The organism is Thermoanaerobacterium sp. R66 (assembly GCF_028895185.1).
GTDB lineage: Bacteria > Bacillota > Thermoanaerobacteria > Thermoanaerobacterales > Thermoanaerobacteraceae > Thermoanaerobacterium.
On record NZ_JAEUWW010000001.1, the window covers coordinates 1,870,223 to 1,883,100 of the forward strand.

The window sequence follows — 12,878 nt, forward strand, 5'->3', positions numbered from 1 at the left end:
CTTCTATTGCACCTTCAAAAAAAGAGCTCTGTACATTATGACAGCTAAATTTTCCCTTGTTATGACATCATCAGGCTTATAAGACATGTCCTTTGTAAGGCCTAGTTCATCTGCTTTTTGCATGACGCCATTAGGCCACTTCAGATCTTTATAGTTAAGTGCATTTAAGATAAACCCCAATGCTTGTATGTATGTGACATTCCCTTCTGGGTTGAACAGATTATTTCCAACGCCATGTGCAAAGCCAAGCTGAGTAGCTAAGTTTATATCTCCCAATGCCCAGTAATTTTTTGGCACATCTTTAAAAGCCGATGGTGTTGTCTTTAATTTCTCTGCTGAGCTGCTGTATCCCGTAAGTCTATTTATGAATACCGTCATCATTGCACGTGTAACAGGCTTACCAACACCAAAAAGTCCTCCGCCTATGCCTTGTGTTATATTGAGATCTGATAGATAATTTACAGCCTCAGCATATGGTGCATCTTGCTTGACATCTGAAAAAGATGCAGCATATAAGGCATCTGCAAAGCAAATATTTATTATCATAGAGGCGATAATTATTGATAAAAGAAATTTTTTAAAAAACTTCACATCTTTCATCCTCCTTAGCTACCTAGTTCAACATGAGGCATGACTTCTATCTCAAACATCCTGTCCCACGGATACGCAACATTGGCTTCAATTTTTTTTATTTTCTTCCCCAATACCACTCTGCCTTCATATGTTTTTGACAGCATTTCTAATATTGGTTTCATTTTATTTGACAATTCGTTATTTGATGATTCTACATTTATATAGTCTTTATTTATGCCATTTGCTTCAGCCCACTTATACATCTCATCTCTAACTATGGCTTGATATCCGTAGTCATCAGCCATGCGTATGAATGAAAAAGACACAAAGCTTTTTACAGCTTCATCTCTTTTGTCATGAGATATTAGCTTTTTATCAAGTATCTCTTTAATAGGTATCTCAGATATAACTGTCCCTATAGCATTGCTGGGCGTATTCCATCCAGCGTACATTATATCAATCGGATCATCTTTAAGCACAGCATCAACAACATTTGCATCTGCCATGTTTGTATACGCCACATCAGCAATCCCGAAATTTTGTCCTATATTTTTATATTTATCTATGTCGCTTTTTATTCCTAAATTTTTATTTGTATGTATATACAGTATTAATTCGCCATTGCTATCCGTTTTTCCTCCTATAAAATTAATTTTTTCTTCAACAATATTTTCAAGGTCTGCACCTTCAAACGGCAGTATGACATTTTCAGGATTCTTGACATCGTATATGACCCGAAAAGAAGGCTTCTGCTTGTAGTACTCGTTTGCAAGCCTTGATATTATCTCCATCCCAATCTCGTCTGCACCATGAAGTACAAATACTTTATCCATTGCGCCATGACTTTTTACATATTGGCTTAACTTCCTTGATGTCATGTTTGTCATGCTGTACTGTGATGTATCATCATTGCCGATGACTAATGTCTTTATATATCCATCTTTTGTCCAATCTATAAGCTTTTTGTTTATATCAGTATTCAATCTAAAAAGAGTGTCATAATCATCTACAAGACTTTTGGGTATGCTTTTTTCTATCTGCTCTAGCTTGATCTCATCGCTTTTCCTGTGATACAAATCAATCAAATCTTCCAACTCTGAAAGCTCCACAATCTGCTGGCTGTATTTTAGATATTCCGGATCACTGAATTGTGTAGGTTTAAGCCTTGGCACCACGGAAAACACGATTAGATTTTTCTTCTTATTTTTTTTAATAAATTCATATAAATCTCTAAGCTTTTTTTGGTAATCCGTGTAATATTTGGTATCTCTTGATGCTATAAGTCCGCCATTTATGTACTGCTGCACCGATATGACTATAGCATAAACATCATCTTTAGACGCTTCCTCATCAAGCCATTTTTGAAGTGCCTCAAAATCTCCGGGCTTCGTATAATCATCAATCACATTTTTGGGCGGCAAAATCAAGTTTTTGCCCCATATCTTTGTGAGTATTGAAACATTTTGTGTATTTACAGGTCTACTGTCTAAAGGAACAAATATTATATCATTTAAGCTAAAATTCTTTCTGACATAACTACAACCGGATGCCAAAATCAAAGTGCTTAGGATGAGTAAAATTGCAACTATTTTTTTTAACACATAAAACCCCTACCTGTTTTTGCCTTTATTGTAACACTATGAAAGACAAATTTCAACAACATTTATTGCCATTCTACTATAAAGGTATCACTTTCCGACGACAGCCACACCGAATTTTTGTTTTTTAATAATCATTGCGAAAAGATAAGACACTGCGTAAATCAGTATAAATGTCATTATAATGTAAATATCGTATAGATATGGGTTGCCTGTATTTAAAAAGTGATTTACCACATCTAAAAATAGCGGATGTGACAGATATATACCAAATGAAAGCTTGCCTGTACTTGCCAATAAACCGCTTAAAGCATGGTAATTCAATATCTTTGCCGATAGGGCAAAAAAGAATAACGACGCTACAAGCGCAAATGCGTAATAATAAATATTGTACAGGTTAGAGTCTATATGCTTATTTGCAAATGCCCTAAGGGATATATCAACAAAAAGATAACCAAATAAAACTACAACAATGAACGAATTAAGCAATCTTTTGCTGTAATATTCTCCTAACTTATGTATGTTTTCACCGACATACATGCCTGCAATTATAAACGATATGTACGTTATAAAAAGAAGGCTAGAATTTTGGTAATATCTACTTATGAAGTATTTGAACAGCAATATACTTGCTACCTGAAGTATTATAATAGATAGCACAATCGTATGTATGTTTTTATTTATGAGTCTATATATATAAAGCAGTACAGGAAACAAAACATACAGTTGTACTATTATGACTATGAAGTAGAGATGGTAAAACATGCCACCAAAGAAGATATTTTTAATTGTCAATATCGATCTTAATGGCACATGATGTACTATATGCAAATATGCACCGTATATTATTGTCCAGACAGCATACGGCATCAATACGTTTTTAAGCCGTCTTTTGTAAAATAACTTCCAATCACACCCATCGCCATAATTGTACATGAGAAGCATGGCTGATGCGAATATAAATGCTGGAACCGCAAACTGTGAAAGCCTGTTTATAATAGCGAATATAATATAAGATAAAGATGATTTGTTTAATTGAACAACTGCATTTGAAGTAGTATGTATCATCAAAACCGCTATTATAGCTATCCCTTTAAGTATATCGATCTCGCCTATGCGTGATTTCGTCATCAATCTCTCTCCTTAAAAATATCATGTGCAACTCATATTAGTTTCTGACCTAAAAACGTACCTATAGAATTAATGTACTTTTTAAAGTCAATTAAATTATTTTGTAGGATACTATAAATTTCTTCCTCATTGACATCATCATAAAAATGTACGATTCTATTGCGAAACTTCGCCATTTGCTTATATGTATTTACCATATCAATAGGCAGAATATTGTATTTCCCTAGAATTTCAAAAGTATCAGCATAAGTTTTTGGGGAATCTAGTCCCTTCCTTGATATGATATGATTTCCTATATCTATCATCGCCTCTATAGCTATTTGCAAATTATATTTAGCAGAGTCATAATATATAAAATCTGATACAAATTCCTTTGGTTTTAAATTTGCAAGTTCTTCAAGATTCTTTATGCAATTTTTTATGATGGTAATTTTTTTTAGAATTTTTTCAACATCATAGGGCATTTTCTTTCAGTCCTTTCAAATAATCGTCGTAAAAAAATTTCATTGTTATTCCATAATCACCGTAAAACTTAAAAACATTTTCTTTAAAATCAGCTAATTTTAAATAATCTCTGCAATACAATAGATCGCCTGTATAGATTACCTTATGTTTAAACTCAAGAGATGCTTTATTTAGATTTATTAAATCTATATCATCTGTGCCTAATATTTCCGAAAATTTTACTTCTAATGAAAGCTCATCATTAAGGCTTGGCATACGTTCATATAAAACAGCAAAATCGATGTCACTATTTTCATTTTGATATTCCGTCCCATACGATCCAAAGATATACAAAGCTAATATATTAGGATTTTCTTTTACATAATCTACAAGCAAATCAATCTGTTTTTTGATATTTGTTAAATTTCTCATAATTATCACCAATTTACTAATTTTCATTGTCATTATATCACAAAAAAGGTACAAATCAAAAAGGATCCGAAAGCGGATCCTTATTACTTCATCAACAATGCTGCAGCTATAAAATCCCTAAATAGTGGGTGGGGTCTTAATGGCCTTGATTTAAACTCTGGATGGAATTGTGATGCCACAAAATATGGATGGTCTTTCACTTCTATTATCTCTACAAGTCTATCATCCGGCGATAAGCCTGACAATACAAGTCCTTTTGATGTGAGAAGCTCTCTATACTCGTTATTAAACTCGTACCTGTGTCTGTGACGTTCATATATAAGCTCATCTTTATATGCTTCATAAGCCTTTGTGCCTTCCTTTAGCTTGCAAGGATATACTCCAAGCCTCATTGTGCCGCCCTTCTCGTCTATGTCCTTTTGCTCAGGCATAAGGTCTATGACAGGGTATGGCGTAGCACCGTTAAACTCTGTAGAGTGGGCGTTCTTAAGTCCTGCTACATTTCTTGCAAACTCTATCACCGCACACTGCATACCTAAACACAGCCCTAAGTACGGTATCTTGTTTTCTCTGGCGTACTGAGCTGCCCTTATTTTTCCTTCTACGCCTCTATCGCCAAATCCTCCAGGCACCAGGATGCCTTTCGCACCTCTTAAAAGCTCGTCAACCGTATCGTCATTTACATTTTCAGAGTTTACCCACCTTATCTTTACATTGGCGTCGTTGTATATTCCTGCATGTCTTAACGATTCTACAACGCTTATATACGCGTCGTGCAGTTCGACGTATTTTCCTACTAAAGCTATCTCTACTTCTTTTTTCAGATTTTTCTCTTTTTCAACAAATGCTCTCCATTCCTTAAGATCAGGCTCACCTGCCGGTAAGTTTAACCTATTTATGACGTATTCATCTACTTTTTGCCTGTCAAGCTCCAGTGGGACTTCATAGATGGAGTCTACATCGATATTTTCAATGACAGCATCTGGTTTAACATTGCAAAACATGCCAATCTTTTCTTTTATATCTTCTGTAAGAGGAAACTCCGTCCTGCAGACGATCATGTCTGGCTGTATGCCAATGGATCTTAATTCTTTTACGCTGTGCTGTGTAGGCTTTGTCTTAAGTTCACCAGTCTTGCCGAGATGTGGCACAAGTGTAACGTGTATGAACATGACATTGTCTTTTCCTTCTTCGACGCCTATCTGCCTTATAGCCTCTAAAAACGGCAAACTTTCTATGTCACCTACGGTACCGCCAATCTCCACGATGACACAGTCAACATTTTGCTCTTTCCCTACTCGCCTTATTCTCTCTTTTATCTCATTTGTAATGTGGGGAATTACCTGAACCGTAGCTCCTAAATAATCGCCTTTTCTTTCTTTTGATATGACAGACCAGTACACTTTACCTGTCGTTATATTGCTGCTTTTTGTAAGGTTTATATCGATAAATCTTTCATAATGGCCAAGATCCAAGTCCGTCTCTGCACCGTCTTCTGTAACGAATACTTCGCCATGCTGGTATGGACTCATGGTTCCCGGATCTATGTTTATATATGGATCGCATTTTATCACCGCCACGCTAATGCCGCGGCTTTTTAATAGCCTCCCTAATGACGCTGCTGTTATTCCTTTGCCTAATGATGACACAACACCGCCCGTCACAAATATATACTTTGACATCGTCTCACCTCATCTTTTATTTTATCTTATATCGTGCATTAAATGCGTTTAATTAAGTGAAAGGCATTAAAAAAATCTCTATTCTTAAAAATAGAGACTCTTATCCCTTTAATTTTTTGATGGTTTTTTAAATTTTCTTCGATAATGACTCATCAAAAACACCCCAAAAAAAATAAATACTTTTTTATTATATATGAGATTTTTTTGAATGTAAAGGGGGTTGAAAAATAAAATAATGTGGTATAATATATATAGACAAATTTAAAACCTGTGGACACTTTGCATAGAAAAAGGTGAGGCCGTTACCCTCACCTTTTTCTCGACTATGTACATATCACTTCGTGTACCACTTAATTATTATCTCTAATAATTTAAGCAGTATTTCCGCGACTTTGTACCAGTCTATTTGGCGGTTTTCTCTCCGCCTTCTGCTACCTGTGGACACTTTGTCACCTCCCTTCTTGGAGGCTACCATTATTATATCATACGTTTTTACCTGTTATTGCAATGTTTTTACTGAAAAATGTTTGAAAAATAAAATAATGTGGTATAATATATATAGACAAATTTAAAGCCTGTGGTCACAATGTTATGGAAAAAGGTGAGGATGCTGCCCTCACCTTTTTCTCGACTATGTACATATCACTTCGTGTACCACTTAATTATTATCTCTAATAACTTAAGCAGTATTTCCGTGATCTTGTACCAGTCTATTTGGCGGCCTCTTTTCCGCCTTTTGCTGCCTGCGGTCACAACGCTCACCTCCCTTCTTGGAGGCTATCATTATTATACCATACGTTTTTACCTGCTATTGCAATATTTTTACTGAAAAATGTTTGAAAAATACAATAATGTGGTATAATATATATAGACAAATTTAAAGCCAGTGGTCATTGTTTATAGAAAAAGGTGAGGCTGCTACCCTCACCTTTTTCTCGACTATGTACATATCACTTCGTGTACCACTTAATTATTATCTCTAATAACTTAAGCAGTATTTCTGTGACTTTGTACCAGTCTATTTGGCGGTTTTCTCTCCGCCTTTTGCCACCAGTGGCCATTGTTTCACCTCCCTTCTTGGAGGCTACCATTATTATATCATACGTTTTCTTGAGTTATTGCAATGTTTTTGTTTTGATATTATAATTAGTTTATCAATGTAAAGGGGGAAAATATATGCCATCAGATTATCACGTACACATAGAAAGAGGACCGTACACGATTGATTGGCTTAAAAAATTTGTAGATACGGCATTAGATAAAGGCCTTAAAGAGATAGGCATATCAGAGCATGGATACAGATTTGATAAAGGATACGATGCATTTGGAAGCGACGGCTTTAGAGGGGAATGGATTAAAAAGTACAACGGTCAAGACATAGATGAATATGTATCGCTTATAAATGAAGCAAAGTCTATGGGACTTCCTGTAAAATTAGGCATAGAAGCAGACTATATACCAGGCAAAGAAAAAGAGCTTATGGATTTCTTAAAGCCATATCCATGGGATTATGTGATAGGCTCCATCCACTGGATCGATGACTGGGGCATAGATCTTGATGACTGCCTTGATATCTGGGAGTCCTGCGATGTGGACTCTGTGTATTTAGAGTATTTTAATATGATTGAAAAAATGGCTGAAACGGGTATCTTTGACTTTATAGGCCATATCGATTTGGTAAAAATTTTTAAGTACAGACCAACGCCAATGGTTTATGATAAAATAGAAGAAAATATTAAGAATATAGCAAAGACCGGAATAGCTGTGGAAGTTTCAACAGCAGGTTGGAGAAAACCTGTAGGTGAAATATATCCATCTAAAGAGATAATGTCAATGATTAAAAAGTACAATATCCCTATTCTTGTAAACTCTGATGCACATACGCCGGAAGATGTAGCAAGAGATTTTGACAAAGCATATAATTACGTGAAATCATTTGGGATTGACACTCTTAACTATTTTGACAAGAGAAAAAGAATACCGTACAAGATATAAAATATACGCTAAAAGGATAAGCATAAGCTTATCCTTTTGCCGTATATAAACCCCTATCCCCATAAAGCAAAAAGCCGCAGTAAAGACTACGGCCGGTTGCACCACTATCTCCGCATAACCCAGGTGCCCAGATACAGGTTATGCTTCACAGAATCCTATTTTTTTGTTTATATTTCTAATATTCGACATAAAACATAATTTTCCTTCTTTGATAAAAAATTTTTTTACACTCAAAGCTATAAAATGTGCATAGTGTACATAATATACATAATATGATATAATGGGAGGTGATAGGGGGAATGAATAAGATGTTTACAGTTAATGCTACAGATGTACGCAAAGAATGGGCAGATTTCATCAATTCAGTTGTTCGGGAAAAACCTAAAATTATAAAGCGAACAAAGGATTACGTCTTTGTTTCTAATATAGACATGATTAAAGAAATGTTAACAGCTTATACATTTACAGCAAATGTTCTAAATGAAGATGATGGTACTGTAACAATTTCTTTAAATGAAATCGACATTGTTGTCAATGGCAAAGACGAAAATGAAGCATTAAATTTACTTGTTGCTGACATGATTGAATATGCAGAAGACTTTTATAACGATTTTCAATATTGGTATTCGGCTCCCAACCGTAGAGAACATCTACCTTATGTATTAAATATACTGCTACAAGATAATCCTGAAGGAGTTAAAAAGCTTATTAAATGCCAACATGGAAGGAATTAAAGCGCTTTTTAGAAAGAGACGGTTGGGAATTGTATAAAAAAACAGATCATTACTTTTATATAAAGCGGGATAAAGATGGAAATATACGACGCACAAAGGTTTCAATGGGTAGCGGCGAAATAAAGAAGCACTTATGGCAAGAGATCTTAAAAAAGCAATTACAAGTTACGGAAGAATATTTTAATAGCAAGATATAAAAAAATCTCCCATTCGAATGGGAGATTTTTTTATATCAGATTTTTCACTGCCTTTGCCCTCAATATGCTATTTAGTTTGTTTAATGATTCTACGGCTTCAATAGGGATTTCTCTATCTGTATTAACGATCATGAGAGCAGTCCCGTCGTTTTTATTGGGACTTACATGCATGGAAGATATGTTTATGCCAAAGTCCCCCAATACATTTCCGATGTGTCCAATTACACCTGGCACATCTTTATTTTTAACAAAAAGCATGTACTCTGTAGGCTCAAAGTTAACCCTGTGCCCCAAGTATTCTACGATACGTATTTCATCGCCATACGTTGTCCCTGAAAATTTATAAGATTCTCCTTTTGTGTCAATCACATTTATGGTGACAAGGCTTGAATAATGATCTATTTCTTCTATCTTGCCATCTATTACTTCTATCCCCATTTCCTTTGCTCTTAGCCTTGCATTCACAATGCTTATGCCTTCTTTCAATGCAGGCTTTAAGAGTCCTTTCAAGGCATGAAGCGTGACGACTTCAGTGTTTAGACCGGATATTTCTCCTCTGTATATTATCTCTACCGTTTTTGCAGGCACATCGCTTATTTGATAGTAAAGTGAACCCATTGCTTCGCAAAGCTTCATGTACGGCTTCAATTCTCCAAATTCATCGGCTTTTACATCAGGAAGGTTTACTATGTTGCCGTAAAGTTTTCCACTTAATGCCGTTATCACTTCTTTTGCTACAGATATGCCTACATTGTTTTGAGCTTCTACAGTTGAAGCACCTAAATGTGGGGTCACTACAACATTTGGAAGCTCTAAAAGCTTATTGTGAAAGTCCTGCTTTTCCCTGTCATAAGACGGTTCAACTTTAAACACATCCAGTGCAGCCGCAGCAACAATTCCTTCTTTGACTGCATCGTACAAAGCTTCTTCATTTATAAGACCGCCTCTTGCGCAATTTACGATTCTCACGCCTTTTTTGACTTTCTTGAATTCCTCATGGCTTATTATGTCAATGGTCTCCTCCGTCTTTGGTGTATGGATAGTTATAAAATCCGATTCTTGCAAAAGCTCGTCAAATGAAACTTTTCTTACGCCAAACTTTTCAAAGCGGCTGTCTGGTATATACGGGTCATACGCAATGACTTTCATATCAAATGATGCAAGCCTTGTGGCAACTAGCGATCCTATCCTGCCAAGTCCGATTATGCCTACAGTCTTTCCGCTTAGCTCCACACCTTTAAATTTGTTTCTTCTAAAGTCGCCGTTTTTTGCGCCAATATACGCTTGTGGTATATTTCTGGCAATAGATAGCATAAGCCCAATCGTATGCTCTGCAGCCGATATGATGTTGCCTTCAGGAGTATTTACGACAATTATGCCTTTTTCCGTTGCTGCCAAAAGGTCTATATTATCGACGCCATTGCCTGCCCTTCCTATTACTTTTAAATTCTTTCCCTTTGAGATAAGTTCTTTATCGACATTTGTAACACTTCTCACGACTATTGCATCGTAATCGCCTATGATATTCAAAAGTTCTTCTCGCGATAGATCCAGTTTAAAGTCCACATCCGCATGACTCTTAAGGTACTCCAAGCCGCTTTCGGCTATTCTCTCCGTCACCAATACTTTCACAATAAATCCCCCTTAAATAAAATTAAGATAAATCCGATAATGCGCTTTTTAGTGCATCAAACGTCAAGTCAAGCATTTCATCTGTGACATAGCCCATGTGGCCAATCCTGATTATCTTACCTTTTAAATTCCCTTGTCCACCTGTCACAAGCACACCTTTTTCTGACATGTAGTTTATTATATCTCCAGCTTTATATCCTTTCGGAACTTCTACTGCCGTCAAAAGATCTGACGATATTGCCTCATCTGGAAAAAGCTTAAGCCCCATGTCTTTTACGGTTTTCCTCACTCTTTCACCGATTGCATGCTGATTTTTGTATACTGTGTCCATACCTGTTCGAAGAAGCATGTCTGTGGCTTTTTTTACAGCCATCACAGTGGAAACTGCTGGTGTATATGGATTGTCCGGCTTTTCGTTTTGCACGCCTTTTCTCGCTTTTTTAAGGTCAAAATAATACTTAGGAAGATCAGACTCCTCTGCCATCTGCCACGCTCTCTCGCTTAATGCAACAAAGCTTAATCCCGGCGGGGACATCAGGCACTTCTGTGAACAGGTAATGACCGCATCTAATCCCCATTCATCCATATCAAGAGGTATGCCGCCTAATGAGCTTACTGCGTCAACTACCATAAGCGTACCATGCTTTTTGGCTACATCAGCTATTGATTTTACGTCATTTGTGACACCTGTTGACGTCTCATTCTGCGTCACAATCAAAGCCTTGTACTTATGTTTTTTCAAGGCATCGTCTAAAATGTCAAGATGGACTGCATTGCCCCAACCAAAATCGATAATATCAGAATCAAGTCCGTAAGCTTTTGTAATGTCGTAAAACCTCTCTCCAAAATGGCCTATGCTGGCCACCAAGATTTTATCGCCTCTTTTAAAGAGATTCGCCACGACGGCTTCCATGCCGCCTGTACCAGATGACGTCAGCGTCAACACATCCATACTTGTTTTAAATATCTTTTTAAGGTTTGAATTAAGATCTGAAAATAATTTAAAATATTCCGGCGTCCTATGGTGATACGGCTGAAGGTGGCATACGTCCAATACTTCATTTGGCACCATAGTAGGACCCGGCGTCATGAGAATCCTATTTTTCATAAGCTTCACACCTTTTTAAATATTTATTTAATATGATAAACTATTAAAGAAAAAAATGCAATAGTAAAAAACAAATGTCTACTATAAGTAGACATTATGATATGTATTAGTTTACCTTATACAAATTTAAACAAATAAGCGGATTATGTCCTCCATCCTGTCAGCTATAAGCCTTTTGGCATCATGCATGGCTTCATCTATCGTCATAGGCCTATCCACTATGCTAAACAAAGCTGTAACACCTATTTTATAAAGCTCTTTGTATCCACTACCTAAACCGCCTGATAGGATTATGACTTTCTTACCATATCTTTGGGCAATCGTGGCTATGCCTGCCGGCGCCTTGCCAAACGCAGTTTGAAAGTCTGTGTTGCCTTCGCCTGTTATGACTATGTCGCAAGACTTTATCTTTTCCTCCAGTTTGGCAACCTCCATCACTATCTCTATGCCAGGCCTCATCTTGGCATTTAAAAATGCTATCAAGGCAAACCCCAATCCTCCTGCTGCGCCAACACCTGGCGTATCTTTAAAATCTTTGCCTAATGTTTCTTTTACAACATTTGCATAATGGTTTAAATTGTTATCAAGAATTTCTACCATTTCAGGTGTAGCGCCTTTCTGAGGACCGTAAACGTAAGATGCACCGTTTTTGCCGCAAAGAGGATTAATGACATCTGATGCCACTGTGAAGCTGCTTTCGTATATCCTCTTATCCAAGCCATCTACGTCTATTTTCTCTAACTTTGAAAGATTTCCTCCACCGTAAGGTATGTCCTTCCCGTCTTCATCTAAGAGCTTTGCTCCTAAAGCCGCCATCATGCCTGCGCCGCCGTCATTTGTGGCACTGCCGCCTAAGCCTACGATGAATCTGCGGCATCCTTCGTCAAGGGCTTTTCGTATAAGCTGCCCTACGCCGTACGTAGTAGTGACTAAAGGATTTCTCATGTCATCTGGCACAAGGTTTAAACCAGACGATGCAGCCATCTCTATGACCGCTGTGCCATCATCTAAGATTCCAAAAAAGCTTTTTACAGTATTGCCAAGAGGGCCTATCACTTCTGTTTCTATGATTTTCCCACCTGATGAAGAAATCAATGCGTCTACTGTACCTTCTCCACCGTCAGCTATAGGCACTTTTATAATCTCAGCATCTACAACTCTTTCTATACCTTCCGTCATAGCTTCTATGACTTCCTTTGATGACAAACTTCCTTTGTAGGAGTCAGGCGCGACTAATATCTTCACTGTTTCACCACCTTTTTTAAATAGTGAAATATCTTTTAGAATCCATATTTAACCTATAAAAGATGTGAAACTTTCTTAATACCATGATAACAATGGAAACAATTTTG

At 36.7% G+C, this 12,878-nt stretch carries 12 protein-coding genes and 1 riboswitch; of the genes, 3 read left to right on the forward strand and 9 right to left on the reverse strand.

Annotation, left to right across the window (positions count from 1 at the left end):
- Positions 1-3 precede the first annotated feature (3 nt).
- The 6 genes from JJQ93_RS09340 to pyrG form a co-directional block, all read right to left on the reverse strand.
- Positions 4-591, reverse strand: coding sequence for an S-layer homology domain-containing protein (locus JJQ93_RS09340; RefSeq protein WP_274893587.1), 588 nt, complete (start codon positions 589-591; stop codon positions 4-6).
- A 14-nt stretch (positions 592-605) separates the two neighbouring features.
- Complete coding sequence (locus tag JJQ93_RS09345) at positions 606-2,174, reverse strand: DUF4127 family protein (RefSeq protein WP_274893588.1); 1,569 nt, start codon at positions 2,172-2,174, stop codon at positions 606-608.
- Positions 2,175-2,261: 87 nt separating this feature from the next.
- Positions 2,262-3,302: an acyltransferase gene (locus tag JJQ93_RS09350; RefSeq protein ID WP_274893589.1), complete on the reverse strand. Its 1,041-nt coding sequence runs from the start codon at positions 3,300-3,302 to the stop codon at positions 2,262-2,264.
- 32 nt (positions 3,303-3,334) lie between these two features.
- A complete protein-coding gene (hepT, locus tag JJQ93_RS09355; protein ID WP_274893590.1) occupies positions 3,335-3,766 on the reverse strand; it encodes a type VII toxin-antitoxin system HepT family RNase toxin in 432 nt (143 codons plus the stop codon).
- Entirely contained in the window at positions 3,756-4,187 is a 432-nt protein-coding gene (mntA, locus tag JJQ93_RS09360) for a type VII toxin-antitoxin system MntA family adenylyltransferase antitoxin (RefSeq protein WP_274894088.1), read from the reverse strand. The genes hepT and mntA overlap by 11 nt, the downstream gene beginning before the upstream one ends.
- A gap of 74 nt (positions 4,188-4,261) precedes the next feature.
- A complete protein-coding gene (gene pyrG / locus JJQ93_RS09365; protein ID WP_045413076.1) occupies positions 4,262-5,860 on the reverse strand; it encodes a CTP synthase in 1,599 nt (532 codons plus the stop codon).
- Between the two features lie 1,176 nt (positions 5,861-7,036).
- Here pyrG and JJQ93_RS09370 point away from each other — a divergent pair.
- From JJQ93_RS09370 to JJQ93_RS09380, 3 genes are all read left to right on the forward strand, one after another.
- Positions 7,037-7,855 carry a histidinol-phosphatase gene (locus JJQ93_RS09370; protein WP_274893591.1) on the forward strand — a complete coding sequence of 273 codons (819 nt, stop codon included), beginning with the start codon at positions 7,037-7,039 and terminating at the stop codon, positions 7,853-7,855.
- Between the two features lie 81 nt (positions 7,856-7,936).
- A riboswitch (cyclic di-GMP riboswitch) is annotated at positions 7,937-8,020 on the reverse strand.
- A 143-nt stretch (positions 8,021-8,163) separates the two neighbouring features.
- Positions 8,164-8,589: a RelB antitoxin-like protein gene (locus JJQ93_RS09375; RefSeq protein WP_085113480.1), complete on the forward strand. Its 426-nt coding sequence runs from the start codon at positions 8,164-8,166 to the stop codon at positions 8,587-8,589.
- Positions 8,568-8,786: a type II toxin-antitoxin system HicA family toxin gene (locus JJQ93_RS09380; RefSeq protein WP_274893592.1), complete on the forward strand. Its 219-nt coding sequence runs from the start codon at positions 8,568-8,570 to the stop codon at positions 8,784-8,786. Before JJQ93_RS09375 ends, JJQ93_RS09380 begins: the two co-directional genes overlap by 22 nt.
- Before the next feature lie 30 nt (positions 8,787-8,816).
- Here JJQ93_RS09380 and serA read toward each other — a convergent pair whose 3' ends face one another.
- The 3 genes from serA to JJQ93_RS09395 all read right to left on the reverse strand — a co-directional run bounded on the left by serA (position 8,817) and on the right by JJQ93_RS09395 (position 12,771).
- Entirely contained in the window at positions 8,817-10,418 is a 1,602-nt protein-coding gene (gene serA / locus JJQ93_RS09385; RefSeq protein ID WP_085113671.1) for a phosphoglycerate dehydrogenase, read from the reverse strand.
- Positions 10,419-10,440: 22 nt separating this feature from the next.
- Positions 10,441-11,526 (reverse strand): pyridoxal-phosphate-dependent aminotransferase family protein, encoded by a 1,086-nt coding sequence (locus JJQ93_RS09390; protein WP_274893593.1) that lies wholly within the window; start codon positions 11,524-11,526, stop codon positions 10,441-10,443.
- Positions 11,527-11,652: 126 nt separating this feature from the next.
- Complete coding sequence (locus JJQ93_RS09395) at positions 11,653-12,771, reverse strand: glycerate kinase (RefSeq protein ID WP_274893594.1); 1,119 nt, start codon at positions 12,769-12,771, stop codon at positions 11,653-11,655.
- Positions 12,772-12,878 lie beyond the last annotated feature (107 nt).